General features: G+C 57.8%; 30 protein-coding genes and 2 pseudogenes. 23 read left to right on the top strand and 9 right to left on the bottom strand.

All coding sequences use genetic code 11. The features are described from left to right. Positions 1-29 precede the first annotated feature (29 nt). Positions 30-1307 carry a flavohemoglobin expression-modulating QEGLA motif protein gene (locus ACYZT8_RS17195; RefSeq protein ID WP_461974472.1) on the top strand — a complete coding sequence of 426 codons (1278 nt, stop codon included), beginning with the start codon at positions 30-32 and terminating at the stop codon, positions 1305-1307. Next, on the top strand, positions 1276-1779 hold the full coding sequence (locus ACYZT8_RS17200; protein ID WP_461974474.1) for a hypothetical protein: 504 nt from the start codon (positions 1276-1278) through the stop codon (positions 1777-1779). Before ACYZT8_RS17195 ends, ACYZT8_RS17200 begins: the two co-directional genes overlap by 32 nt. A gap of 26 nt (positions 1780-1805) precedes the next feature. Here ACYZT8_RS17200 and ACYZT8_RS17205 read toward each other — a convergent pair whose 3' ends face one another. After that, positions 1806-2081 (bottom strand): hypothetical protein, encoded by a 276-nt coding sequence (locus ACYZT8_RS17205; protein ID WP_461974476.1) that lies wholly within the window; start codon positions 2079-2081, stop codon positions 1806-1808. Positions 2082-2359: 278 nt separating this feature from the next. Here ACYZT8_RS17205 and ACYZT8_RS17210 point away from each other — a divergent pair, with 278 nt between their 5' ends. The 6 genes and pseudogenes from ACYZT8_RS17210 to ACYZT8_RS17235 all read left to right on the top strand — a co-directional run. Beyond that, positions 2360-2845, top strand: coding sequence for a DUF6130 family protein (locus ACYZT8_RS17210; protein WP_461974478.1), 486 nt, complete (start codon positions 2360-2362; stop codon positions 2843-2845). A gap of 811 nt (positions 2846-3656) precedes the next feature. After that, complete coding sequence (locus ACYZT8_RS17215; protein ID WP_461974480.1) at positions 3657-3845, top strand: hypothetical protein; 189 nt, start codon at positions 3657-3659, stop codon at positions 3843-3845. A 370-nt stretch (positions 3846-4215) separates the two neighbouring features. After that, positions 4216-4488: a hypothetical protein gene (locus ACYZT8_RS17220; protein WP_042932149.1), complete on the top strand. Its 273-nt coding sequence runs from the start codon at positions 4216-4218 to the stop codon at positions 4486-4488. 182 nt (positions 4489-4670) lie between these two features. Then, positions 4671-4988, top strand: coding sequence for a DUF6966 domain-containing protein (locus ACYZT8_RS17225; RefSeq protein ID WP_461974482.1), 318 nt, complete (start codon positions 4671-4673; stop codon positions 4986-4988). Positions 4989-5176: 188 nt separating this feature from the next. Beyond that, entirely contained in the window at positions 5177-5482 is a 306-nt protein-coding gene (locus ACYZT8_RS17230) for a panthothenate synthetase (RefSeq protein WP_461982505.1), read from the top strand. A gap of 113 nt (positions 5483-5595) precedes the next feature. Continuing rightward, positions 5596-5910 (top strand): annotated as a pseudogene (locus tag ACYZT8_RS17235) (phage infection protein); the annotation flags it as partial. A 111-nt stretch (positions 5911-6021) separates the two neighbouring features. Here the strand turns inward: ACYZT8_RS17235 and ACYZT8_RS17240 are convergent. Beyond that, the gene (locus tag ACYZT8_RS17240; protein ID WP_461974484.1) at positions 6022-6876 is read right to left on the bottom strand and encodes a LysR substrate-binding domain-containing protein; all 855 of its coding nucleotides are present in this window, start codon (positions 6874-6876) and stop codon (positions 6022-6024) included. A 106-nt stretch (positions 6877-6982) separates the two neighbouring features. On the opposite strand from ACYZT8_RS17240, the gene ACYZT8_RS17245 reads away from it, so the two are divergent. The 3 genes from ACYZT8_RS17245 (at position 6983) to cls (ending at position 10007) form a co-directional block, all read left to right on the top strand. Continuing rightward, on the top strand, positions 6983-7678 hold the full coding sequence (locus ACYZT8_RS17245; protein ID WP_461974486.1) for an FMN-dependent NADH-azoreductase: 696 nt from the start codon (positions 6983-6985) through the stop codon (positions 7676-7678). A gap of 279 nt (positions 7679-7957) precedes the next feature. Beyond that, positions 7958-8518: a lipid-binding SYLF domain-containing protein gene (locus tag ACYZT8_RS17250; protein WP_461974487.1), complete on the top strand. Its 561-nt coding sequence runs from the start codon at positions 7958-7960 to the stop codon at positions 8516-8518. Between the two features lie 82 nt (positions 8519-8600). Then, positions 8601-10007: a cardiolipin synthase gene (gene cls, locus ACYZT8_RS17255; protein ID WP_461974489.1), complete on the top strand. Its 1407-nt coding sequence runs from the start codon at positions 8601-8603 to the stop codon at positions 10005-10007. Positions 10008-10065: 58 nt separating this feature from the next. Here the strand turns inward: cls and ACYZT8_RS17260 are convergent, their stop codons facing one another. Continuing rightward, positions 10066-10755, bottom strand: a complete 690-nt coding sequence (locus ACYZT8_RS17260; protein ID WP_461974491.1) for a winged helix-turn-helix transcriptional regulator — start codon at positions 10753-10755, stop codon at positions 10066-10068. 105 nt (positions 10756-10860) lie between these two features. Here ACYZT8_RS17260 and ACYZT8_RS17265 point away from each other — a divergent pair, with 105 nt between their 5' ends. From ACYZT8_RS17265 to ACYZT8_RS17285, 5 genes and pseudogenes are all read left to right on the top strand, one after another. Continuing rightward, positions 10861-11802 (top strand): carbon-nitrogen hydrolase family protein, encoded by a 942-nt coding sequence (locus ACYZT8_RS17265; RefSeq protein WP_461954588.1) that lies wholly within the window; start codon positions 10861-10863, stop codon positions 11800-11802. Between the two features lie 47 nt (positions 11803-11849). Beyond that, positions 11850-12299, top strand: a complete 450-nt coding sequence (locus ACYZT8_RS17270; protein WP_461974492.1) for a GFA family protein — start codon at positions 11850-11852, stop codon at positions 12297-12299. Between the two features lie 82 nt (positions 12300-12381). Then, a complete protein-coding gene (locus tag ACYZT8_RS17275; RefSeq protein WP_461974494.1) occupies positions 12382-12786 on the top strand; it encodes an antitoxin Xre-like helix-turn-helix domain-containing protein in 405 nt (134 codons plus the stop codon). After that, a complete protein-coding gene (locus ACYZT8_RS17280; protein WP_461974496.1) occupies positions 12780-13472 on the top strand; it encodes an RES family NAD+ phosphorylase in 693 nt (230 codons plus the stop codon). Before ACYZT8_RS17275 ends, ACYZT8_RS17280 begins: the two co-directional genes overlap by 7 nt. A 133-nt stretch (positions 13473-13605) precedes the next feature. After that, a pseudogene (locus ACYZT8_RS17285) lies at positions 13606-13842 on the top strand (phage infection protein); the annotation flags it as partial. Between the two features lie 128 nt (positions 13843-13970). Here the strand turns inward: ACYZT8_RS17285 and ACYZT8_RS17290 are convergent. Further along, positions 13971-14561: a TetR/AcrR family transcriptional regulator gene (locus tag ACYZT8_RS17290; RefSeq protein WP_461974498.1), complete on the bottom strand. Its 591-nt coding sequence runs from the start codon at positions 14559-14561 to the stop codon at positions 13971-13973. 193 nt (positions 14562-14754) lie between these two features. Here ACYZT8_RS17290 and ACYZT8_RS17295 point away from each other — a divergent pair, with 193 nt between their 5' ends. The 3 genes from ACYZT8_RS17295 to ACYZT8_RS17305 all read left to right on the top strand — a co-directional run bounded on the left by ACYZT8_RS17295 (position 14755) and on the right by ACYZT8_RS17305 (position 17345). After that, complete coding sequence (locus ACYZT8_RS17295; RefSeq protein ID WP_461974500.1) at positions 14755-15468, top strand: SDR family oxidoreductase; 714 nt, start codon at positions 14755-14757, stop codon at positions 15466-15468. Between the two features lie 138 nt (positions 15469-15606). Continuing rightward, complete coding sequence (locus ACYZT8_RS17300; RefSeq protein WP_461974502.1) at positions 15607-15915, top strand: alpha/beta fold hydrolase; 309 nt, start codon at positions 15607-15609, stop codon at positions 15913-15915. Between the two features lie 104 nt (positions 15916-16019). Next, the gene (locus ACYZT8_RS17305; RefSeq protein WP_461974504.1) at positions 16020-17345 is read left to right on the top strand and encodes an epoxide hydrolase family protein; all 1326 of its coding nucleotides are present in this window, start codon (positions 16020-16022) and stop codon (positions 17343-17345) included. An 83-nt stretch (positions 17346-17428) separates the two neighbouring features. Here ACYZT8_RS17305 and ACYZT8_RS17310 read toward each other — a convergent pair whose 3' ends face one another. Together ACYZT8_RS17310 and ACYZT8_RS17315 are read right to left on the bottom strand one after the other, a co-directional pair. After that, positions 17429-17758 carry a DHCW motif cupin fold protein gene (locus tag ACYZT8_RS17310; RefSeq protein WP_461954600.1) on the bottom strand — a complete coding sequence of 110 codons (330 nt, stop codon included), beginning with the start codon at positions 17756-17758 and terminating at the stop codon, positions 17429-17431. A gap of 172 nt (positions 17759-17930) precedes the next feature. Then, positions 17931-18611: a TetR/AcrR family transcriptional regulator gene (locus ACYZT8_RS17315; protein ID WP_461974506.1), complete on the bottom strand. Its 681-nt coding sequence runs from the start codon at positions 18609-18611 to the stop codon at positions 17931-17933. Positions 18612-18765: 154 nt separating this feature from the next. Between ACYZT8_RS17315 and ACYZT8_RS17320 the strand changes: the two genes are divergently transcribed. Further along, a complete protein-coding gene (locus tag ACYZT8_RS17320) occupies positions 18766-19191 on the top strand; it encodes a hypothetical protein (RefSeq protein WP_461982507.1) in 426 nt (141 codons plus the stop codon). A 51-nt stretch (positions 19192-19242) separates the two neighbouring features. Beyond that, complete coding sequence (gfa, locus tag ACYZT8_RS17325; RefSeq protein WP_461974508.1) at positions 19243-19818, top strand: S-(hydroxymethyl)glutathione synthase; 576 nt, start codon at positions 19243-19245, stop codon at positions 19816-19818. A gap of 54 nt (positions 19819-19872) precedes the next feature. Here the strand turns inward: gfa and ACYZT8_RS17330 are convergent, their stop codons facing one another. After that, positions 19873-20829: an AraC family transcriptional regulator gene (locus tag ACYZT8_RS17330; RefSeq protein ID WP_461982508.1), complete on the bottom strand. Its 957-nt coding sequence runs from the start codon at positions 20827-20829 to the stop codon at positions 19873-19875. Positions 20830-21027: 198 nt separating this feature from the next. On the opposite strand from ACYZT8_RS17330, the gene ACYZT8_RS17335 reads away from it, so the two are divergent. Together ACYZT8_RS17335 and ACYZT8_RS17340 are read left to right on the top strand one after the other, a co-directional pair. After that, entirely contained in the window at positions 21028-21981 is a 954-nt protein-coding gene (locus ACYZT8_RS17335; RefSeq protein WP_461974510.1) for a diiron oxygenase, read from the top strand. 77 nt (positions 21982-22058) lie between these two features. Continuing rightward, a complete protein-coding gene (locus ACYZT8_RS17340; protein ID WP_461974512.1) occupies positions 22059-22481 on the top strand; it encodes an MAPEG family protein in 423 nt (140 codons plus the stop codon). 117 nt (positions 22482-22598) lie between these two features. On the opposite strand, the gene ACYZT8_RS17345 is transcribed toward ACYZT8_RS17340, so the two are convergent. Both ACYZT8_RS17345 and ACYZT8_RS17350 read right to left on the bottom strand, forming a co-directional pair. Beyond that, positions 22599-22784 (bottom strand): hypothetical protein, encoded by a 186-nt coding sequence (locus tag ACYZT8_RS17345; protein ID WP_461974513.1) that lies wholly within the window; start codon positions 22782-22784, stop codon positions 22599-22601. Between the two features lie 142 nt (positions 22785-22926). Next, positions 22927-23121, bottom strand: a complete 195-nt coding sequence (locus ACYZT8_RS17350) for a hypothetical protein (RefSeq protein ID WP_461954608.1) — start codon at positions 23119-23121, stop codon at positions 22927-22929. Between the last annotated feature and the right edge of the window lie 47 nt (positions 23122-23168).

Below are 23168 nucleotides of genomic sequence, written 5' to 3' on the forward strand. Positions count from 1 at the left end.
AAGGAACCTCGTCTTTCAAGGGACACTTCATGAACAGCGCCCCCCTGTCTGAACTTGATGCCGCTCTACCCGGTCTGGCTCGCAAGATCCGCGTACTGGATGCCCTGTCCTGGCCGGATGGCGTCGAGGAAGTCTTCCTGGCGCATTGGCGCGCAGGCAAAGCAGCATTGCCTGAAGTCGAGCAGCTACCACGCGAGCACAGCGCCGACATCGCCGCGCTGGAAGCTTTTATCGGGCGTTGCGATCAGGGGCATCCCGCCGGGAACTACCTCGCCATGACAGCGCGCAGCTATGCCACTGCTGGACGCATGCTCGGTGCGATTGGCACGCCCGCCTTCACTCAATATTCATCCGCGTTGTACCGGCGCCCGGATTTCTATTATCCGAACCAGAAACTCAGCATGCTGGACGCGGCCCGTTTCTTCCTCACGACCACCGACGCCCTGCTGGGGGGTGCCCGGATTCCACCGACTCAGGCTGAGATCCCGGCCGAAGCCTTCGCCGCCTGGATGCAGCCGGAACTGGACCGTTTCTTTGGCGAGGGCCGGGTCACGGTCGTGCTCGATCCGAGCCTTGCTGCCAAGGCGATCGCCGGGGCAAGCCGCATTCGTCTGCGTAGCGGCGCACTGTTCTCTGAACTGGACAAGAATCAGTTATTGCAGCATGAGGCCTTCGTGCACGTCGCGACCGCACAAAATGGCGCGCTCCAGCCCAACCTCAAAAGCCTGGGCTTGGGAGCGCCGCGCACGACTCAAACTCAGGAAGGCATTGCCACCCTGGCAGAACTGTTCACCGGCAGTATGGACATCAGCCGATTGCGCCGCCTGGCCCTGCGCGTGCTGGCGGTCCAGCAAGCGTTGGACGGCGCCGATTTCATACAGGTCTTCGAGGGTTTTCTTGCCGCCGGCCAGTCGCAAGAGGAGTCCTTCCGCTCGACCCAGCGGGTCTTCCGTGGCGCCGACCTGCGTGGTGGTTCGGCGTTTACCAAGGATGCCGCCTACCTGACGGGTTTGCTCGGTGTTCATACCCTGCTGCGCATCGCGATCCGCGACAATCGACCGGAGCTGGTGGGTCACTTGTTTGCGGGACGCCTCAGCCTGGCGGATACCATGCGCCTGGCGCCTCTATTCGAGTCCGGCTGGCTCCAGGGACCCACCTATGTACCGGCCTGGGCCTGCGATCTACGTCTACTCGCCGCCAACCTGGCCTTCTCCGCTTTTATCGCCCAGATAAAACTGGATGTGCTCGACCTGGAGGTGCTCATGGCGTTTGCAGATGACCACGAAAACGATGCCAGCGCCCTGTGAAAACGGCACCGATACATTCACCCTTTTTCAGGAGAGAAAAATCATGCGAAGGATGATCGCAACGGCAGCACTCTTGCTGGCCTTGGGCGGGTGCGCAACATCACCCATGCAGGTTTCTGAAGCGCGGCCAGTGCCGGCCGACAAGATGTACGCGTTCAAAAGCCAGGGGACGAAAGATCCGGGACGCCTGACTGTTCTTCGTGATGACGGGTTTGTCGGTTCGGGATGTGACGCCGTGTTCTACATCGATGGTCAGCGCGCAGCCAAGATAGGTCCCGGTCAGATGGCATCTTTCGTTTTGCCTGCCGGCGAAGTGAATCTCGGTGCCGGGCTCGCCGAGTCTGGATTATGTGTGGGTGCCGCGATCAAAACCGTTGCGGCCAAGATCAAGACAGGGAAAGAAGTGATTTATCGAATCAACTGGGACACGCAAGCTTTCAACCTGGCCCCGTACGTTGAATATGGACGTTGAGCCCAGACAGCTCCGGCACACTTGTTTTATTTCAGTTCCGTTCTTATTTCGGTTCCGGGGACGAAAAATTTACTGGGATCATCGACCTTCTTCAGGTCAACCAAGGCCCGGCAAATGCAATGTGAGAATTGTTTCTGCAACGTTTCGGGGTCTTTCCATTCCATTTGCGATACCTGCAAATGTTGTCCCTCTGGCGATTTATAGCAGACACAATTGTCGAGTCGGGTGACGCCATTATCATTTGTGCTCTGACAAGCCGTGGTCAGCAAAGAGATCGCGATGAGCAAGACGAAACGTTTCATTGGCTCCCCTCCGAGGCTGTTGTGAAGGGCTGACGCTCAGCAGGATGTTGTGACCGCTGAAGGCGGTTTTACGCCATGGACGGAAAGCCCAATCTGCTCAATAAGCCCGACAGTAGAAGAAGCTTAGCTCTCATTTTGCGTCGCTCCATTCATTGGTTGTTTTTGGCCGATCTTTTGTCCCTCCCCACTCGGCTGTTTTGCAGAGCGTGGCAGCTTTGGCATCGACAACTGCTCGGTTTGATCTAGCCTTGAATGAGATCACGCGGGAGAAAAACACCATGCCCTTCGCTCTCAGAAAGCTATTTGCCGTTGCTTTGGGTGTGTTCTTTTGCGTGGCCGCTTGGGGTCAAGAGGTAGCAGACACCAATTCCCCACCGGCCATACTCCCATTGGAATCTGAGACGGGGCCAAAACTCATTGCCTATCCACCGCTCGCCGCGCCGCTCGCACGCGGAGTTGTCATTATTCAGTATCGAACCGAGCACGCCAGGATCATGTCGGTGTTTGGCAAAGTGGCCGCTGATGTCTCACCTCGTCTCGGGCACCTTCACGTGACCGTCGACGACTGGAAAGGTACATGGGCGCACACCAGTGAAGATCCGATTATTTTGGTTGGGCTGACGCCAGGTGCTCACAAGGTGCTTCTTGAGGTGGCTGATCCGAGTCATACGATTTTGACCAGTACGGAGGTGAGTTTTGTGGTTCCGGAGAAGAAACCAACGGACGCTCCCCACGTTGACGATAGCCACGCAGTGAAACCATAACTGCCGTGGGAATCAGGGGACTGACTTGAATGGCACTTACTTAACAGCTAATTCGCTGATACGGCTGAGAAATGACGGGTGTTGAAACTGCTCCAGTTGATTGTCCAGAAACGTGTCGAAAATCACTCTGACAGATTCGAGCCTCGAGCTATAAAACGATACCAAGCCTTACCCTATGCTGATGAAAACACGTCGATCAGCCAGAGCGGAGGTCAGGAAAAATGGGCATCCGAAGGTTAGTTCCATTCAGATCTGCCCCCTTAGTTCTTTTCTTCTTTGTAAATTCGACAACGAGAACTAAAAGGGAGCGCTCATTGGCAGCCCCCCTTTTCTCTAATATTCGATGAGTAAAATAGATGGTTCTTTTAGAATTTTTCTCTTCTCATGTTATTACATCTTGTCGGAAGAGCCCCACCCGCCTTTGCATCCACACGTACATCGGCCACCACTCGGATGATTCCATTTCTTCATCACGTCGCTCCACGTCGGAGGTGAGTTTCGTTCTGGCGGGGGGACGTTGCGACTAGCCTCATACATTTCAACTTTACGTCTGTATTCGTCCAGTTCATCAGTCACTTTAAAACTCCTTTCGTTTATTGAGCCTCTATCATTACTTTATTTTTTTAACCTGAGACACTGTCAGAAATAACAGTTCTAAAGAACATTTCCTAATAACCATGCTATTTTTTATTGCTTCGAGAAAAGAAAAGAGAAAGAAAGGGGGTGTTTAGTTTTGAAATAGGGTTTACACCTATTTCACCCTAACGCCCAACGAACAAAAAAAAAAAAAAGATGAACAACGGGGTCGGACTTGAATGACACTTACTCATCAGCTAACAGAAAAAATGGCTGGAGTCGAATTACCAAAGCCTACTCCGCGTCCTGCGAAGGAGGAAAAAGCAAATACATTAAGGAAGGCAACAGCGCCAACGGCAACGGCAACGGCATCCAAAATGGAAAATTGGGAAAGGAATGTACTTTGCCTACTGCGCTGGCATGACATTGAACAACAAGGTCTATCTCGACGCTAACTCAGGAGAGGTCAGCCGATAGCTGACAATGGTGTCAGATCTGGTCCTACACTCATCTCGGAATCCCTCACCTTGCCCGCCGTTCCGATGAGGCTTATAGTCCGCCCGTCGCCCAAAATGGCGATCGGGTTTGGCGACCCGAGATACGAGTGCGAGGGCGTCCTGCTTATTTGCAGGCGTCATCGCATCCGCAAAACTGCAGTCTATGGCGGTTGTGCGCGGGAGACCTCCGGGTCTGCCGGTTACTCGTTTCCGGTTCGCCAACCTGCGCACAACTGCCACCCTACTCGTTTGGCGACGATCTGTTGGCAGTCTCAACAACTAAACGAGATTTTATCTATGGAAAGATACATGCCCCTCACCGGAATCGACCTGATTCCGGCCTCCCTGCTCATCGACACCCAAGCCCCACTCGACGTCCTGCAAGCCATGGCCGATTACCGCATCCGCACGGTCACGCAGGTGCTGGAAAATATCGCCTTCCGCGCCGAGCTCGGTTGCGACACGGTAGTGTTGACGGACTTTTCCAAACTGCTGGCCATCCCCTTACGCGACGGCTGTGACTTGATGGATGTGATCGGCCGACGCTTGCGGGCGCAGGCGGCGGAGTAAATGAAAACGGGCGCCTTGTCAGGCGCCCGTTTTGTTTGTGGTGTGAGTCAAAACAATTCCAAGGCGCCCTTCACTTCCAGAGCTGACTCGTCATTGGGAGACGACATTTGCCTTATGCCACGCGACGATAATCATACGAATGGCCGACGTTGGCTGGATATACAGATTAGGTAATTTGAAAAATGGGACCAGCGACCGAGCAATTGATTGGTGTTCTAGATCAACTCGCAACCGTGCTTGAAAGCGATGGAGCCACTCACTGGAGCCAGTGGATGCGCAAGGCCAGAACCCACCTGATTAACTCTGATTATTATGGGATCGAATATTTGCTGTCAGCCTATGGTGGAATGGGCTCGCTCAATGACCTGGTACTTGGGCAAAGCCGCGTCGATGGCGTTTTTACCTGGAAGCACGGGTACGTTGAGTTGAACGAGAAATTTGATGCTTTACGCAGAGAAGCTGCAGCGCTCGCCAATTCCATAAAACGTGCGCAGGACTGACTGATTAACTCTGTGACGGGTTTGAAGCGAAGCTTCATGACCATCGGTAACCCTGCCCGAGGGCCGGCACACGCTTCGCTATTCTTGATAGAACGCGCTGCGAGCACTGTTGAGTTGAAGGCCGTCGGCACGGGCGTCGGGCGCATAGGCCTGGCTTTAGGGTTGCAGGTTGAGCGGAGGATTGAATGATGAAGATGTTACTGATGGTCGAATGTCCTAACGAACCCTTCAACTCCCTTGTCAAAGCCGGGAGGGTGGGCGAAGTGATTGAGCGCATTCTGGCGAGCATCAAGCCGGAGGCGGCGTATTTTACCGAGCAAGATGGTATGCGCGGCGGGATCTTTCTGGTCGACGTGAAAGAGCCATCCGACATCCCCGCTTTGGCCGAGCCCTTTTTTCTTAACTTCGATGCCAACTGCAAGTTCCGAATTGTGCTGAGCGCGGAGGATCTGCAAAAGGCCGATTTGGGGAGGCTCGGGCAAACCTGGGCGTAAGGCGCATCCATTGCCGCCATCGATAGTCACCATCAACTCAATGAAGTTCTCTTAAAAACTCCGGGGCGTAACATCGGCTCCATCCAAACAACTACACCCCGGAGCACACCATCATGAAACGCCAAATCCTTCTCAGCATCGCTTTCTCGGTTTTTGCAGTTAACGCTTTCGCAGCTACTTCTGCTCACCCGGTTGTCGCTGAAGGCGGCTCGGATCGTCTGATTGAAAGTCGTGTGGCTGAGGGTGGTTCGGATCGCCTGATCGAGAATCGTGTTGCCGAAGGTGGTTCGGATCGTTTGATCGAAAACCGCGTCGCTGAAGGTGGTTCCGACCGTCTGATCGAGAACCGCGTCGCTGAAGGTGGTTCCGACCGTCTGATCGAAAGCCGCGTCGCCGAAGGTGGTTCTGACCGTCTGATCGAAAGCCGCGCTGTTTAAATGAATGGCTTCACCGCGGTGCTCAACGAAAAGCCCGGCCTGATCAGCCGGGCTTTTTAACGCTCTGACTTTACTCAGCCAAGCTCCCGACAGGCAGGCCTATCAAGCCCTGCGCGTGGAGCAATACCCCACGATGAGCTGAGTGAACGCTGCCACCATCGCCTGATCCGCATCTGCCGAGGTGAACAGCCGACACTGCGCATCCGGCAAATCCGGCAACCCGTGTTCAGCCCCAAGCACCGCCAGTCCCTGCCCTAACTGACTGAGCGGCATGGGCGCGACCGCGAAGCCTGCCAGTGCCGCCGCCCGCAACCCGGCGGTGCTGCTGCACAACATTGCCGTGCGCTGGGCGATCCCCGCCTGCGCCAGCCTCGTCAGCGCGGCCTCGCGGTAAGGGCACGGCTCGGGGAACAGGGCCAACGGCAACGGCGTCGGTAACCGGGTGACGGGTTGCGCCGACCAGGCCCATACCAACGGCTCTTGCCACAGTAGCAACCCCGCTTCGCTGGTTTCGCACAGCGAACCGATGACCACTTCCAGATGCCCTTGCTTCATCAGCGCCAGTAACGAACCCGGAATGTTCACCTGCACCTCGATTTCCATCCCGGGGTACTGCGCCGCGAACGCCTGAACAGTGCGAAGCAATCGAGACTCGACAAAATCTTCGGACACCCCGATCCGCAGCCGCCCGTGGAACGGTGTGCGTGTCAGGTCTGTCCAGGCATCACGGTTCAACGCGAGGATCGTGCGCGCATAAGAGACCAGGCGCTCGCCATCGGCCGTCAGTTGCTGGGAGCGGGTGGTACGCGTCAACAGGGGTTTACCAATCTGCTCCTCCAATCGCCGCACATGGCCACTGACCGCCGACTGAGTAAGGTGCAGCTTCTGGGCGGCACGGCTGAAGCCGTCTTCATCGACGACCGTGACAAAGGTCTTGAGCAGTAGAGCATCGAACATAGTTTTATACGTGATCAATCGAACAGGAATTTACGATTTATATTTCAAATACAACTATGTTGCAATGCTCCCACCTGCCCTGCCTCCCATCAATTCAAGGTGTGCCATGACGACGCTTCTCCATATTCAGTGTTCTCCACGCAAGCAGCGTTCGGCTTCCCTTGAAGTCGCGCGTAGCTTCATTGCGCGTTATCAAGCAAACAGCCCGGACACCGAAATCATCACCCTCGACCTCTGGAACATGGCTCTGCCGGAATTCGATGATCTTGCGATGGAGGCCAAATACGCCGGGCTCAATGGCACGCCGTTGACCCCGCAGCAACAGGACGCCTGGAACACCCTGGAAGATCTGGCTGCACACCTGCACCGCGCGGATGTACTGGTGATGTCTGTCCCGCTGTGGAATTTCAGCATCCCGTACAAACTCAAGCATTTCATCGACCTGGTATCGCAGAAAGACATCCTGTTCAGCGTTGACCCGGAACGCGGTCTGGAAGGCATGCTGCACAACAAACTGGCCGTGGTGATGTACGCCCGCGGTCTGGACTTTTCAGCACAGTCGATCACACCGGCGGAGCGCTTCGACTTCCAGAAACCGTACGTGGAAGCCTGGTTGAAATTTATCGGCGTCACAGACGTGCACTCGGTGATTGTGGAGAAAACCATCCTGGGGGAAGACGTTGATTTGCGCGCGCGGGAGGCCGCGACTCAGGAGGCCAGGAGCCTGGCAGACCGATTGTCGCTGGCGCTTCAGCCCCCCCTGCCGAAAATCGATTCATTACAAACCGAAAAACTTCAATAGCCACGGCCCGCCCATACGCAGCATGGGCAAAATCCGAGAATCATCTGGCCGGCCTCCCCTGCCTCACGGTATTTACCGACGAACCCGCCCCGCCCCCAGAGGTCAAAGCAGTTGATGGCATCGCCAATGATCAAAGGCTTCTAGCCTATTTCATTCAAGGCCGAAGCCAGTCGTTCACACACTGTAGGGTGCGCCGGATTATTACAGTAGGCTCGGATTCTGCCGGGGGCAGGTGCAGACTGCTGCTCACATCCAATGCTCCCGTATCGGAGTACGAAAATGACTCAGTCAATGCGGTTCTTCCTATCCATCGTCCTCGCGACAGCCTCATTGGCATCGGCGAGTTTCCTGAACTCTGCCGGTGCGGCAACCGCCGAGGATCTGACTACCGACTCTCGGCAAGCGTTGCAAACGCTCTACAAGACTCATCCATTTGCCGAGACCATGTCGCGCAACGCCAAAGCGATACTAGTTTTCCCGAAAATCATCAAGGCCGGCCTTGTGTTTGGTGGCAGCTATGGCGAAGGCGTTTTGTTCAAAGGCAAGGCAGCTGAGGGTTATTACAACTCCGTCACCGGGTCATGGGGGCTGCAGGCCGGTGCCCAGTCTTATGGCTATGCGGTTTTCCTCATGACCGATAAAGCCGTGAACTATGTTCGCGAAACCAAGGGGTGGGAAATCGGCGTAGGGCCCACCGTCGTTGTAGTGGATGAAGGGATCTCGAAGAACCTGTCCAGTTCGACGCTGAAGGACGATGCCTATGCGTTCATATTTGACCAGCAAGGGTTAATGGCCGGGGTCAGCATCGAGGGCACGAAGATTTCCCTGATCAAGCGCTGAAAGCCGTCTATCAAGGCGCCTTGCGTTGTCTGCAAGACGCCCCGACAAAGCGTTATCACCGTCCTCGCCAAGAGGTGGCCTGATGAATCTTCTAACCAGATGCAAGGGTGTATGTATTCTTCTGGTGCTGTGCATGGCGGTGTTCCTGACACTGGTGATTTCCTGCAGTACATTGCCGAGGATAGTGCCCGACATGGCTCGCGCACCCTCTGCGCCAGTGCAACTCGACGGGGTCCACGGACCTCTGTCAGCCGAGCGCAGCAAAGCCATTCTCGACCGACTCAAGTCCACAGGCGCAGAAACCAACATCTTCGATGTGCACCTCGCTATCGAAGAATCCGTTGTCGGTAGTCCGCTAACGGAAGGAAACAAGGTCGACTTGCTGCAGGACGGCCCCTCCACCTACCAGTCGATGATCAAAGCCGTGGAAGGTGCGCGCGACCACATCAACATGGAGACCTACATCTTCGACGATGATGAAGTCGGCCAGCGCTTCGCCGCCGCACTGATCGCTCAGCAACACAAAGGGGTGCAGGTCAATCTGATCCGTGACAGCGTCGGAACCCTTGGAACACCCTCAGCGTTTTTCGCTCGATTGACCGACGCGGGCATCAAGGTGCTGGAGTACAACCCGGTCAATCCGGCGACGGCCAAAGCGGGCTGGGACGTGAACCAGCGCGACCACCGAAAGCTGCTGATAGTGGACGGCCGTGTTGCCTTTCTTGGCGGGATCAACATCAGCAGCGTCTATTCGGGGGGCTCGTTCAGCTCTCACTCGAAGACTCGCCCCAATGGTGATTTGCCCTGGCGCGATACCGACTTGCGCGTCGAGGGGCCAGTGGTTGCGGATCTGCAGAAGCTGTTCATCGAAACATGGACGACCCAGAAAGGTGAACCGCTCGCCGCTCGCCAATACTTTCCGCCACAGGAGCGCAAAGGCACCGAGGTGGTTCGCGCCATCGGCAGCTCGCCAGATGAGCCGTTCAGCCTGATCTACGCGACGCTGATTTCGGCGCTGCATAGCGCGCAGACCGAGATATGGCTGACGAACGCCTACTTTGTGCCCGATCCGCAGTTGCTGGCGGCACTCAAAGAGGCGGCGGCACGTGGCGTCGACGTCAAACTGGTGCTGCCCAGCAGCACTGATTCGTCGCTGGTGTTTCATGCCGGACGCGCTTACTACAGCGAGCTTCTGAAGGCCAACGTCAAGCTTTACGAACGCCGTGACGCGCTGCTCCACGTCAAGACGGCAGTCATCGATGGCGTGTGGTCGAGTGTCGGCTCCACCAACTTCGACTGGCGCAGCTTTCTGCACAACGATGAAGTCAACGTGGTTGTGCTGGGCACCGGGTTCGGAAAAAAGATGCAAGCGGCATTCATGGCTGATCTGGCGAAGTCGAACGAAATCAAGCTGGAAAAGTGGCAGCGCCGCTCGCTCGCGGTGAAAGCCAAAGAGCAGATGGCGCTACTCTGGGAATACTGGCTCTGAGCCGAGTGGCGCATCGCCGGGATGCGCTCTTCTGCTCCCTGATGGGTATTTCGCCAACCTACCGAGTCACTGCCGCACGGCGAGTCCCCGCAAACGCACTCGTACCCAGCCAGCGCCACAAACTCTGCGCATCTTTCACCGCGCCATCCACGCGCAACTCTTGCGACTGAAGCACCTCCTTCGGTGTGCGATCACCCGCCCACACCTCAGTCAACGCCCGCACGCTTGAATCCACAACCAGCGTCAGTTCACGCCCAGGGTCGTCGCGGCACAAATCCGCCACGCCCTGCTCTACCACCAGCCACCACGCTTGCTCGCCGGGCCGCGCATCGCGGAAGGTGAACTGGATGACCACCGGTCGCGACGGGAAGGTTTCGATGCACACGAACCGGCGCACGTCCCACATCAGCAAGCCGGCGTCGAGTTCGTCGTCGCGCAGGCGGCTGCCGATCCAGCGTGCGCCCCAGTGCCCTAGCGCCATGATGATGGGGCGCAGTTCCTCGCCCGCCTCGGTCAGGCTGTATTCCCAGACTTTGCCGGTGGCCGTGCGGTGTATGACGCCGATTTCTTCCAGATGGCGCAGCCGTTGTGTCAGCAGGTTGGTGGACATCCGGGGTACGCCGCGGTGCAGTTCGTTGAAGCGTTTGCTGCCACACAGCAGTTCGCGCACCACCAAGGGTGTCCAGCGTTCGCACAGGGCTTCGGCACCGCGGGCGACCGTGCAGAACTGACCGTAGCCTTCTTCCATCGTCTGGACTCCCGCTACTGCAACGCTTCACTTTTTGAACTAGCCCGGCCCCTTCGCCACGCGCACGCTCAAGCCTTCGAAAGCCAAAAGCCAATGGAGAACGCCATGATCAAGGTAGCCATCATTCAGCGCCCACCCGTGCTGCTCGATCGCAGCGCAACGATCACCCGAGCCGTGGAATCGGTCGCCGAGGCTGCGGTGGCGGGAGCCTCGCTGATCGTTCTGCCCGAACAGTTCATTCCGGGTTACCCGTCGTGGATCTGGCGGCTGGCAGCGGGAAAGGACGGGGCTCTAATGGGCCAGTTGCACACGCGGCTGCTGGCCAACGCCGTCGATATCGCGAACGGTGACCTGAGCCCATTGTGCGAGGCCGCCAGGGTTCACGCCGTGACGATCGTGTGCGGCATCAATGAACGCGACCGGCGCAATGGAGGCGGCACGCTCTATAACAGCGTAGTCGTTATCGGCGCGAACGGCGCCGTGCTCAACCGACACCGCAAGCTGATGCCGACGAATCCCGAGCGCATGGTGCATGGCTTCGGCGATGCGTCCGGGTTGCGTGCGGTCGATACACCGGTCGGTCGCATTGGAGCGCTCATCTGCTGGGAAAGCTACATGCCGCTGGCACGCTATTCACTGTATGCCCAAGGCGTGGAAATCTACGTCGCGCCCACTTACGATGCCGGCGAAGGCTGGATCAGTACGATGCGGCACATTGCACTCGAAGGCCGCTGTTGGGTGCTCGGCAGTGGCACCGCGCTTCGCGGCAGTGACATTCCCGAGGACTTCCCGGCGCGTGCGCAACTGTTTGCCGATCCGGAGGAATGGATCAACGACGGCGACTCGGTGGTGGTCAGTCCCCAAGGCCGGATCGTGGCCGGTCCACTGCACCGGGAGGCCGGCATTTTGTATGCGGACATCGACGTCGCACTCGTGGCACCGGCACGGCGGGCGCTTGACGTCACCGGGCATTACGCGCGCCCGGACATTTTCGAGCTGCAGGTGCGGCGCACGCCGACGACAGCGGTGCGCTATATCGACGAGTGAAGACAAGCAACCGCGTATCGCCTGGTCATTGATGAAGGAGTCATGCCATGAGCATTGAACGGTCTTACAAGGGCAGTTGTTTTTGCGGCGCGGTCGAGTTCACCGTCAGCGGCGAGCCGGCCGGAATGGGTTACTGCCATTGCGAGTCGTGTCGGCATTGGTCGGCAGGACCGGTCAACGCCTTCACGCTGTGGAAACCCGACGCGGTGCAGGTGACTCGGGGCGCTGACAACATTGGCACTTACAACATTGGCACTTACAACAAGACACCGCGCAGTTACCGTAAGTGGTGCAAGACGTGCGGCGGACACCTCTTCACTGAGCACCCTGAGCTGGGGTTGATCGATGTGTATGCGGCGGTCATTCCGGATCTTGAATACTCGCCTGGGGTTCACGTGCACTATCAGGAGACTGTGTTGCGGATCAAAGATGGATTGCCGAAGCTGAAGGATGTCCCCGGTGAATTAGGGGGGTCGGGTATCAGCTTGGAGGAATAGAATCCACTGGTCGGGCCTGCCTTGCTCTGTAGATTCAATCGATATAGTTTTGAATCTATGGATTCACAGCGAGGCACAGAACATGGCAGTCCCCCTCCAGGAACAAGCCTTCACCAAGGCCCAGTGCGTGACAGGTCTACGCGCCGCCGTTGGCATCCTCGAAAAATGGAGCGCATCCAGCGATCAGGCCTGCCGCATCCTGCGCATCTCCCGCAGCACCTACACCCGCGCCCGGCAGCGCGATCCCTCTTGGTCCGTGGCGCTGGACTCAGACCAGATGCAGCGCATCAGCTTCGTCCTCAACATCCACGCCGCCCTGCGTCTGATCTTCGACAACCCGGAAAATGTCTACGGCTTCCCGTCGATGGCCAACCACAACGAGTTTTTCAACGGGCGCAGTCCGCTCGAAATCATGGCTCAGGGCGACATGATTTCCTTGTATGAAACCTTCAAGCGCATTGACGTGCTGCGTGGTGCGCAATGGTGACGGTGAGCGAACTGGCCGAACTGGCCGGTGAGCAGCTACAGGCTTACCGATTGGTCAATTCGAAGTTTCCACCGATCACGATGTTTGATGACGTGGCGGACGCGGACGAGTTTGATGTGCTGTATCAGATTCAGGCGTTGACGAATCCCCGGCTGAAAAATGAAGTGGGTCATCTTGAGTTGATTGCGCGGGATCAGATCCCGTTCGGCATTCCTGGCTGCTCTTATGCGACGGCACCTTTTACTCACGTCAACCCGGCAGGCTCGCGATTCAGCGATGGCAGTTTTGGGGTGTTGTATCTGGCGGACTCCATGGAAACGGCGTTGGCCGAGGTGCGGCATCACCAAGGTCTGTACTGGTCGAATGTCCCGAGCCTCAACTATGAGCGGTTTGTGTTCCGGGGGTTGTCCTGCTCTTTCGTGGATGTAGCGATGAGGGATGCTGCCGCCATTGCGCTGACTGATCCTGTTTACGATCCTGACAATTACACGGAATCGCGGCGTTTGGGGAGGTCCGTTAAAGAGGCGCGATGGCCTGGTATTCGTTACCACTCCGTGCGGATGCAGGGCAGTTACTGCTGGGCGTTGATGACGCCGAAACCGGTTGTTTCAATCGTTCAAGCAGCGCATTACGAGATGGTCTGGAATGGTCAGGTGACCAGCGTCAGCAAGATTAGCGAAGCCTGAAGCGTCTAGACAGGGCCTTTCGCACTCATTGCCGACATCGATAGTCACCATCAACTCAATGAAGTTCTCATAAAAAATCCGCGGCGTAAGATCGGCTCCATACCAAAACAACTACACCCCGGAGCACAAAATCATGAAACGCCAAACTCTTCTCAGCATCGCTTTCTCGGTTTTTGCAGTTAACGCTTTTGCCGCTACCTCAACTCACCCGGTTGTCGCTGAAGGTGGCTCGGATCGTCTGATTGAAAGTCGTGTGGCTGAGGGTGGTTCGGATCGTCTGATCGAAAATCGCATCGCTGAAGGTGGTTCCGACCGTCTGATCGAAAACCGCGTCGCTGAAGGTGGTTCCGACCGCCTGATCGAAAGCCGCGCTGTATAAATGGATGGCTTTACCGCAGTACTCAAAAATGAGCCCGGCCTAACCAGCCGGGCTTTTTTACGCCCTCCATTTGCGACCGCCAGGTGCCCTTTCGGGCCTGCCTTGCGCCAGACCTCCCACTACACCGGTTTGCTCAGTGCGGCATCGATCATGAGACGCACGCCGCGCAGCACCTGAGCCGACACGTCTGGCCTGGCCTTCGCCGTGGCCCGCGCTACCGAAAGGGAGCCCACCATGGCCGCAACGATGCCCATGGCGGTGGCCAGCGCGTCGACCTCGGGATTGTTAGCGGCGACCCGGCGCTCAAACGCCCGCACCAGCACCATGTAGCCCTCGGTGTACTTCGCGCTGATCGCAGCATCCTGGCGGCCGATTTCGCTGGCGGACGCCGCCATTGCACAGTGCTCGGCGTAGTTGTCGCGGTTGTCGACGGCCAGATACTCGGACAGAAAACGGTCCAGGTCCGGCTCGCCATCGACCGTGTTCGTGTAGAGCTTGGCATTGCCCTGCTCCAGGCTCCACGCCAGTGCCTCGGCGGCCAACGCTTCCTTGGACGGGAAATGCGCGTACAGCGCACCGTGGGTCAAGCCGGCCGACTTGCTGATTTCGGCGACGCCCACCCCATCGATCCCTTTCTCGCGAAACAGACGGCTGGCGGTCTCCACCAGCGCGGCGCGGTTGGCTTCTGATTTTTCTTTCGAGATTTTCATGATGAGGTTCCTCCGTGATCATTCTTGCACACTATGATTGCACTCACAATTATCGACAAGCCAATGCCCACAGGCCTTTATTACAACTCTAATATTTGTATTGACTTTAATAAATGCGAGCACCATTATTAACGCAATGATTGCGAACGCAATCTTACAGGGCGAAAGCCTCACCCAACCAGAGCACACGATCATGAAAATAAAAAATTCCGTTGCCTTCGTTACCGGTGCCAACCGTGGTCTTGGTCTCGCGTTCGCGAAAGAACTCGTGGCACGCGGCGCGAGCAAGGTTTATGCCGGGGTGCGCAACCCTGAAGGCGTCAACATTCCGGGGGTGATTGCCATTCGCCTTGACGTCAGCGACCCGGCATCGGTTGCCGCAGCAGTGGCCCAAGCGGGCGACGTGACGCTGCTGGTCAACAACGCCGGCATCGCCCGCCTGCTGCCTTCCATGCTGGATCCTGGTCTGGTGGAAGCTGCTCGCGAAATCTTCGAAACCAATTACTACGGCGTCATGCACGTCAGCCTGGCATTCGCCCCTGTGCTTAAAGCCAACGGCGGCGGCGCAATCGTCAACGTGCTGTCGGATGCGGCCTGGATTGCGGCGCCTTTCCTGTCTGCCTACGCGGCATCGAAAGCGGCGGCGTGGAGCTTCACCAACTCACTGCGCATCGAACTTCAAGGACAGGGCACCAGCGTGCAAGGCCTGCATGTGGGCTTTATCGACACCGACCTGACCCACGGCTTTGACGTGCCGAAAGTTCAGCCATCCGACGTCGTGATCCAGTCGCTGGACGGCGTGGAAGCGGGCCTGAAAGAAGTGCTCGCCGACCAAGGGACACGCGACATAAAAGCCAGCCTGTCTACCGGGCAAGCGGCTTACCTGAATCCCGAAACAGGCGCGTAAGGAGCATACCCATGCACCTCTTCCAGCGGCTGGCCCTCGGGGCTGTCTTCGCCTTCGCAGTCAGCGGCGCCATTGCGGCGCCGGCGGCCACGCACAACAGCGCACCCAATCAATTCGTCGAAGCTGACGGCGTGCGTTATGCCTATCGCCAGTTCGGGGCAAGGCCTCGACAAGCTCAGTTCGATGAAAGTCATCGCGCCCCAAGGCGCGGCGCTGGGCAAATGGAGCGCTCCCGGTGACGGCACTTTTTCGCAATTGAGCCAGATTACCCAGCCAACCCTGGTGGTCAACGGCAGTAAGGACAGGATGGTGCCCACCGAGAACTCCTACACGCTGCAACAGCATATTCCGAATGCCAAATTGCTGATCTATCCACATTCGGGGCACGGCGCATTGTTCCAATATGCCAACGATTTCGTGTCGCAAGCCAACGCCTTTCTGAACTAACTCGAACCCATCGCGTTTGAAATCGCTTTGAGCGGCCCGCCGTTGCGGAATCCAATGTAGTCCGTCGTTGAATTTTATCGCCCCCAATTCCCTGGAGAACGACCATGTCAGCAGTATCGTTTACGGCGTTCCGGCGCTGCCTGTTAGCTGTTTCTGCAACCGCTGGTGCTCTGGCACTGGTAGCCCTCGTCTCGCCCTCTTACGCCCGGGCCAGTACGACGCCGGAGGTTGCCGCCACCGTCGAGAAGGACAGCGCCATTCGTCCTTTCAAGGTCAACATTCCTGAAGACGCAGTGGCCGATCTGCGCAGACGCGTATTGGCGACCCGTTGGCCCGACCGCGAAACGGTCAACGACCAATCTCAAGGTGTACAACTGGCCAAACTCCAGGCGCTCGTGGGCTACTGGGGTACGCAATACGACTGGCGCAAGGTCGAAGCCCAACTCAATGCCTTGCCCATGTTCGTGACCAACATCGACGGCCTCGACATCCAGTTCATCCACGTCAAATCGAAACATCCCAACGCTCTGCCGCTGCTGCTTACCCATGGCTGGCCCGGTTCGATTCTGGAGCTGACCAAGGCCATCGGCCCGTTGACCGACCCGACGGCCTACGGCGGTCGTGCCGAAGATGCCTTTGACGTGATCATTCCCTCGATGCCTGGCTACGGTTTCTCGCAGAGACCCACCGACGGCGGCTGGGGTCCCGACCGTATCGGCGCGGCGTGGGATGTGTTGGTCAAGCGCCTTGGCTACAAGCGCTACGTGTCGCAAGGTGGCGACTGGGGATCGGTGATCGCCGACGCCATGGGACGCCAGGCACCGCCCGGCTTGCTGGGGATCCACGTGAACATGCCGGCCACCGTGCCTGCCGATGTCGCCAAAGCGATCAACGACGGCACCCCGCCTCCCGCCGGTCTATCGGTCAAGGAGACAGCAGCCTATGAGTCGCTGAAAACCTTCTTCAGCAAAAATGCGGCTTACGGCGCCATGATGAGCACCCGACCACAAACGGTCGGCTATGGCTTGTCGGACTCACCCGCTGGCCTGGCCGCGTGGATGTTCGACAAATTCAACCAGTGGACCTACAGCGGCGGCGATGCGGAAAAATCCCTGACCAAGGACGAAATACTCGACGGCATTTCGCTCTACTGGCTGACCAACAGCGCGATTTCGTCTGCTCGCCTGTATTGGGAAAACAACACCAACAACTTCAATGCCGTGGAACAGAAGACCCGGGACATCAAGATCCCCGTGGCGGTCACCGTATTCCCCGGGGAAATCTATAAGGCGCCGAAAACCTGGACCGAGCGCGCCTATCCCAACCTGATCTATTTCAACGAAGTGGACAAGGGTGGCCATTTCGCGGCCTGGGAGCAGCCTGAATTGTTCGCCAGGGAACTGCGCGCAGCCTTCCGTTCGTTGCGCTAAAAGCTGCGTTGCACGGGCCTGCCTATTGTTTCTGATGGGCAGGCCGCACCACCGATTTCTGTCCGCAAGAATCGATCCCGGCGTTAATCCACAATGAACAACTTGGCTCCCGTGGTGCTGAATGATCGATGCCCCTCGGCGTTGTTGCCCACCTGATAGCTCATCCCGGCGGTGAGCGTGAACTGGCGACCATCCTCCAGTTCGGTGTGCAATTCGCCTTCCAGGCACAACAGGATATGACCTCTCCAGCACCAGTGATCGGCCAGATAGCCGGGACTGTATTCAACCATCCGCACACGCGTCGAACCGAACTGGCAGGTTCGCCACCAGGCGGTACCGGTCTGTCCAGCGTACTGGACAGGCTCGACAGTCGACCAATCGGTCGTACCAAAGGGAACAGCCGTCAGATCCATGGTTGCCTCATCAGCGAAAGAATGTCTGCGGACCGTACCCACCCAGTGATACTTTCGATAGACACAGACTCCACTCATTTATGAGATACAGGCGCCCAGGCCGGAGGTAGCTTTCGTGCGTATGGGTTGGCCTATGGCAGCCCCCGTGTTCACATCATTCCGGCCAGCCGTATCATTTTGAAGGAGAGGACCGCGAGCTTGTAGCATTGCGCTTTCGTCGAGCATCTTCCTCCTCCGTCAGCGCCTGACGAACCAGCGCCCGAGCGGCCCAGGCGGCGGCGTCGAGTGATTCTTCAACGCTCGCACGACTGATATCGCGCACGGCGATCAATGCCTCGGTACCCATCACGATCGACAGCGCCTGCTTCAGTCGTTTGCGCGCCCGGGGTGAGAGCACGTCCTTCAGTGAGTCGACAATCGGCTCGATGTAGCTCATGCGCCGTCCAGGCCGCAGCGGCGTCTCGTGGGACTCGTTCTCGAGCCACACCGTCATGAATGAACGCTCCATCACGTGCAGGCCGATCTCGTCATCGATCAATAGCTTGTTCAAGGCGTTTGCCGCCAGACCAATGCCTTTTACCGGATCGTCTCCCGGCTGCCAGAGGCGCTCCAGCGGCAGCAAGTCACGATCGGCCGCGGTCTCGCTGATCAACGCCTCGGTCGAGGGAAAGTAGCGATACGCCGTGGCGCGCGACACCATCGCGCGCTCGGCCACTTGCGAAAGTGTCGGGTTATGGCCTTCGTCGCGCAACGCGATGGCGGCATCGATCAGTGCCTGGCGCGTTCGGCGCTTCTGGTTGTCGCGGCCCTGTTCGCCGTCACCGCTGGACGGGCTTGACTTCGAATTTGGCATGGAGTAAATGAGATCCTGTCTTGTCGTGAGACTTGAGTCTCATAATAGACTCGGTATTACCAACCAACAAGAGGTCGCCCGCCCAAGCTCGCGGCGACTTCCTATCGATTGTTTCAGCAACTGAGCGCGCCGCAGGGCGCATGAGGTGAATGCCATGAATCACAACCCCCGTTCGCGGACCTGGTTTCGGCTCGCTGCCCTCTACTTTGCCATTGGCGTGATGCTGGGTGTGGCGATGGGTGCGTCCGGCGACCATTCGCTCTTCGCGGTACATGCCCATATCAACCTGTTGGGATGGGTGTCGATGGCCCTGTTCGGCATCATCGGCACAGCGCACCCGTCGATCACCGAAGGGCGCGCTGCTAAAGCACAATTCTGGACGTACAACGTTGGCGTCCCGGTGATGCTCGGCGCTCTGACGCTGCGGTTCAAGGGCTTCCCGTCAGTCGAGCCATTGATTGGCGTCGCATCAATCCTGATTGGCTGCAGCGTGCTGCTTTTTGTGTGGCTGGTGTTCTCGCGCATTGGCATGACGGCCGAGCGTTTGAGCAGCGCAACAGGCGAATCGCGTCTGTCATAACGCGCAACCGCTATTCTTATCTGGGGACACCCTGAAAAAGGAGACGCCAATATGACTACCTTGAAACTTCACCCTGCACTGGACAACGGTATCCAACCCGCCGCCGAGAACTTCACCGGTGGCACCCTGCAATGCCTGTGTGCGACCGACAAGGTCGAGGTCAAGATCGGCGCACAAACCCTGCACAACCACGCGTGTGGCTGCAGCAAATGCTGGAAACCGCAAAACGCGACATTCGCCGTCATCGCCGTGGTACCTAGGGATAAGGTCAGCGTCACGGCCCACGAAGAAAAACTGGCGATTGTTGACGAATCCGCCACCATCCAGCGCCACGCCTGCAAGCAGTGTCACGCCCATCTCTTCGGGCGCATCGAGAACAAGGACCATGCGTTTTATGGCCTGGACTTCGTCCACACCGAGCTCTCACCCCAGCGCGGATGGGCTGCACCGGGCTTCGCGGCATTCGTGTCCTCCATCATCGAAACCGGCACACCGCCCGCGCAAATGAAGGCTATTCGTGAGCGCCTGCGCTCGATCGGCCTGGAGCCCTACGACTGCCTGTCTCCGGATTTGATGGACGCAATGGCGACACATGTCGCCAAACAGAAAGGCCTGCTCCCCGCCTGATTGATCGGTCGCCGCGGTTTCTTCGCCGGGCCGCGGCCCCGGTTCAATTCCAGCTCATGCGGATTGTCTGCGCCAAGTTCCGGGCGATGTGCCGAACTGGCGCTTGAATGCACGACTGAACGCGGCTTCGGATTCGTAGCCAACAGCAAAGCCGATTTGCGCCACATTACCGCGACCTTCGCGCAGCTGTTGAGCGGCCACGTGCATACGCCAGAGCGTCAGGTATTGCATCGGTGGCTGACCGACCAATGCCGTGAAACGCTCCGCGAATACCGAACGCGACATGCCCACTTCAAGCGCCAGGGCTTCTGCGGTCCAGCCCTCGGTTGGACGAGCATGGAGCAGCGCCAATGCACGCCCGACATGCGGATCTCGCAAACCCGCCAGCCATCCGCGGCGCTCGGCCGGGAGGCTCGCGACATACTGGCTGACGGCTTCAACGAACAGCAATTCGGATAGCTTGGCGATGACCGTTGCCGAGCCGACGCGGCCCGCCGCGATCTCACTGACCGCGAAACGGAATGAGCTCTCAATCCAGGCTCCCGAAGCCGTCGCGCGTACGTCCAGTTTCAATAAGGATGGTAGCGACGAAAGCAACGGGCTGAACGGTGTTTCAGAGCCGAGGAATCCGCACAATAACTGTGTGGCGTCGCCGCCCCCGCCGTACTTGATGCGTGAAATGCCGCCGACGTCCGGCGGCTGAATAACGTCGCGCGCAGACATAGGCGCAATGCTCAGATCACTGCCAAACGTATGAACGTCATTGCGCGGCAGCAGAATGAGTTCGCCGGCCCGCACGTCGAGGGTAGCGCCATCGTCGATGCGCAATTGCATGTGCCCCACCGCGACAAAATGCGAGGCAATGATATGTCGAGGCGCTGCCAGGAACGGTTTGCAATCGTCTGCAGAGATTCTTCCGCTGATGCACCAGGGCGCAGTGAACTCCGCCTCGAGAAAGACCCCTCCAGACAGCCGAATCACCCGCAAGACATCAGAAAGCGCATCCAACACTTGCCAGCCCTCCATTCCGGAGTCCGGAGCATGTAATCAGGCGCACCGGTCATTCGCCGCCTGACCTGCGAGGCCTAGATTAGCACCAACGTGGACTCAGTGATCGAGACGATCCCCAAGCGCTTCACCCAGGATCATTGGCTCCGACGTCACCCTAATCGCCCTATCCCGATTCGACCAGGGAAGCAGGAGATCACTATGAACACCGTCGCCACCCTACCCGTCTCAGACTCGGCCAACGCCGCCCGTTATGCGCAACTTGTCAGGTCATCGAAGAAAGCCGAATGGCAGATCGATCGCGATTTGCTTCAGGACCGCAGCTTCGACTTCTCGCGCAAATTCTTGCCCGACGGACTGTCGAGGATCGACCGCCTGACTTTTCTCACCGCGCACGAGGCGCGCCTCCTCAGCCAGATTCAGGGCCGAACCTATGCGTATCTCTTTGGCCTGGTCGAGCGCTTTATCAGTGCCAAAATGCTCGATCAAGGTCGGGCCCATGTGTTTGACGATCAGCTCGCGCTCGAAGCGCTGGTGCGCTTTTCCAACGACGAGATCAAGCATCAGGAGCTGTTCCGGCGCATTGAGACAATGATGGGTACGCAATTGCCAGCGGGATACCGTCAAGTCGCCGATCCCAACGAGGTGGCGCGTGCGGTACTGGCGTCCAGCACTTGGTCGGTACTGGCGCTGACCTGTCATATCGAGCTGTTTGTGCAGACGCACTACGTGCAAAGCATCGCCCCGCGCGAAGAGTTGTGCCCACTGTTCAAGGATGTCTTCAAATTCCACTGGAAGGATGAAAGCCGGCACGTCGTACTCGATGAACTGGAGTGGAAGGCGGAGCACGCGAAACTCTCTCCGGCCGAGCGCGACCAGGCCGTGGACGATCTGATTGCGCTGGTGGCCGCCGTCGACACGATCCTGCAGGCACAATCGGCAGCCGACGCCGACTACTTCATTCGAAATGTTTCACCCTCCTTCGGTGCCGATGAGACAGCGCAAATCAAAGCCTGCGTGCTGAGCGCCTACCGCTGGCAATACATTATCTCGGGCGTGCAGCATCCGCACTTTGGCCGGCTGCTTGAGCGCATGACCACACCCGAGCAGATGTCCAGGATTCTGACCGCACTGGCACCCATCATGAGCAACTGATCGACAAGAGCCCGCCGACCGAGCCCCGGTCGGCTGCGGGATGACGTGTTGAAAATGATTGATTGAGGATGGCAGCCATGACGACACCGATGTGGATGTTGCTTGGATTTGCGACCTGGACTTTGCTGCTGTTGATGGCCACCGTCGGGGTGTATCGCTGGGTCAGAATCCTGTTCTCGAACGTGCCGATTGCCTCTTTCCGAAGCGATCAGCCCGAAGGCGAGGATTGGTATCGGCGCGGAACAAGAGCGCACGCCAATTGTGTGGAAAACCTGCCTGTCTTTGGCGCGATTGTGTGGGTGATTTCAGCCCTGGGTCTCGACGGCCCCGCAGTGAGCTACTTGTCGACCATCGTCCTGATCGCTCGCGTGTGCCAGTCTCTGGTTCACGTATGCCATGTGCAAACCGATGCGTTTGTGGCGGTTCGGTTTGCCTTCTTTAGCGTCCAGCTGGTCTGTTTTCTTGCGCTTATTGTTATGGCCGCTTGTTACGGCGTATGAGCATCTTGAACAGGGTGGTCTCTGCCAATATCCGCTGTATGAAATCCAAGAGCGCATTGCGCGACCCAACTTCCAGATGATCCACCAGCCCCCAATCCAGTCAGTGGGGGCAGAAAATCAGATCAGTCTGGCCACCAACGCGACGACGATAAAGGTCGTAAGGGCGAACGCAGCACCGATGCTGAAAGGCAACAGAAAAGCACGCACCGCAGTCGGGGCCGGGCTGCTCATTTCTTCGGCCAGAGCGGCTACATCACGGTGCAACTGTTCAATGCTGGCTTGATTCGTAGGTTGTGACGCCATGCTACTTCTTCCTTTGCGGGTCACAGGTAAACCCATGTGTGTGTGTGTGTGTGTGTGTGAACCTTTGTCAGGCAATGTGGGCCGCGCAACGGCAACACTCAAATACCGCCGATGTACGGTCCCGCTGTTGCGAACCCGGTGCTCAGAACTTTGACCAAAGACCCGCAGCGGCGACGATGGCAGTCACGATACCAGCCCCCACTGCGAACGGGTACCAGAAGGCTTCTTGCTTCAGCTTGCTTTCTTCTGCCATGAACTTGCGTGTTTCGGAGGTAAATTTCCGAATTTCAACTTGTAGTTTATCGAGCTCCAGATTGTCGCGGTCGTTTTGTAGCATAAGCCATCCTTTCGGGATTAAGCGGGCACTCTATGGCTGCTTTTCCG

It is taken from the genome of Pseudomonas sp. LB3P93 (assembly GCF_054898025.1).

Bases quoted from the DNA above. Each gene is read 5' to 3' on its own strand.
- ACYZT8_RS17195 (WP_461974472.1), top strand. From the start codon at position 30: ATGAACAGCGCCCCCCTGTCTGAACTTGATGCCGCTCTACCCGGTCTG.
- ACYZT8_RS17200 (WP_461974474.1), top strand. From the start codon at position 1,276: ATGACCACGAAAACGATGCCAGCGCCCTGTGAAAACGGCACCGATACA.
- ACYZT8_RS17205 (WP_461974476.1), bottom strand. From the start codon at position 2,081: ATGAAACGTTTCGTCTTGCTCATCGCGATCTCTTTGCTGACCACGGCT.
- ACYZT8_RS17210 (WP_461974478.1), top strand. From the start codon at position 2,360: ATGCCCTTCGCTCTCAGAAAGCTATTTGCCGTTGCTTTGGGTGTGTTC.
- ACYZT8_RS17220 (WP_042932149.1), top strand. From the start codon at position 4,216: ATGGAAAGATACATGCCCCTCACCGGAATCGACCTGATTCCGGCCTCC.
- ACYZT8_RS17225 (WP_461974482.1), top strand. From the start codon at position 4,671: ATGGGACCAGCGACCGAGCAATTGATTGGTGTTCTAGATCAACTCGCA.
- ACYZT8_RS17230 (WP_461982505.1), top strand. From the start codon at position 5,177: ATGAAGATGTTACTGATGGTCGAATGTCCTAACGAACCCTTCAACTCC.
- ACYZT8_RS17240 (WP_461974484.1), bottom strand. From the start codon at position 6,876: ATGTTCGATGCTCTACTGCTCAAGACCTTTGTCACGGTCGTCGATGAA.
- ACYZT8_RS17245 (WP_461974486.1), top strand. From the start codon at position 6,983: ATGACGACGCTTCTCCATATTCAGTGTTCTCCACGCAAGCAGCGTTCG.
- ACYZT8_RS17250 (WP_461974487.1), top strand. From the start codon at position 7,958: ATGACTCAGTCAATGCGGTTCTTCCTATCCATCGTCCTCGCGACAGCC.
- cls (WP_461974489.1), top strand. From the start codon at position 8,601: ATGAATCTTCTAACCAGATGCAAGGGTGTATGTATTCTTCTGGTGCTG.
- ACYZT8_RS17260 (WP_461974491.1), bottom strand. From the start codon at position 10,755: ATGGAAGAAGGCTACGGTCAGTTCTGCACGGTCGCCCGCGGTGCCGAA.
- ACYZT8_RS17265 (WP_461954588.1), top strand. From the start codon at position 10,861: ATGATCAAGGTAGCCATCATTCAGCGCCCACCCGTGCTGCTCGATCGC.
- ACYZT8_RS17270 (WP_461974492.1), top strand. From the start codon at position 11,850: ATGAGCATTGAACGGTCTTACAAGGGCAGTTGTTTTTGCGGCGCGGTC.
- ACYZT8_RS17275 (WP_461974494.1), top strand. From the start codon at position 12,382: ATGGCAGTCCCCCTCCAGGAACAAGCCTTCACCAAGGCCCAGTGCGTG.
- ACYZT8_RS17280 (WP_461974496.1), top strand. From the start codon at position 12,780: ATGGTGACGGTGAGCGAACTGGCCGAACTGGCCGGTGAGCAGCTACAG.
- ACYZT8_RS17290 (WP_461974498.1), bottom strand. From the start codon at position 14,561: ATGAAAATCTCGAAAGAAAAATCAGAAGCCAACCGCGCCGCGCTGGTG.
- ACYZT8_RS17295 (WP_461974500.1), top strand. From the start codon at position 14,755: ATGAAAATAAAAAATTCCGTTGCCTTCGTTACCGGTGCCAACCGTGGT.
- ACYZT8_RS17300 (WP_461974502.1), top strand. From the start codon at position 15,607: ATGCCTATCGCCAGTTCGGGGCAAGGCCTCGACAAGCTCAGTTCGATG.
- ACYZT8_RS17305 (WP_461974504.1), top strand. From the start codon at position 16,020: ATGTCAGCAGTATCGTTTACGGCGTTCCGGCGCTGCCTGTTAGCTGTT.
- ACYZT8_RS17310 (WP_461954600.1), bottom strand. From the start codon at position 17,758: ATGGATCTGACGGCTGTTCCCTTTGGTACGACCGATTGGTCGACTGTC.
- ACYZT8_RS17315 (WP_461974506.1), bottom strand. From the start codon at position 18,611: ATGCCAAATTCGAAGTCAAGCCCGTCCAGCGGTGACGGCGAACAGGGC.
- ACYZT8_RS17320 (WP_461982507.1), top strand. From the start codon at position 18,766: ATGAATCACAACCCCCGTTCGCGGACCTGGTTTCGGCTCGCTGCCCTC.
- gfa (WP_461974508.1), top strand. From the start codon at position 19,243: ATGACTACCTTGAAACTTCACCCTGCACTGGACAACGGTATCCAACCC.
- ACYZT8_RS17335 (WP_461974510.1), top strand. From the start codon at position 21,028: ATGAACACCGTCGCCACCCTACCCGTCTCAGACTCGGCCAACGCCGCC.
- ACYZT8_RS17340 (WP_461974512.1), top strand. From the start codon at position 22,059: ATGACGACACCGATGTGGATGTTGCTTGGATTTGCGACCTGGACTTTG.
- ACYZT8_RS17345 (WP_461974513.1), bottom strand. From the start codon at position 22,784: ATGGCGTCACAACCTACGAATCAAGCCAGCATTGAACAGTTGCACCGT.
- ACYZT8_RS17350 (WP_461954608.1), bottom strand. From the start codon at position 23,121: ATGCTACAAAACGACCGCGACAATCTGGAGCTCGATAAACTACAAGTT.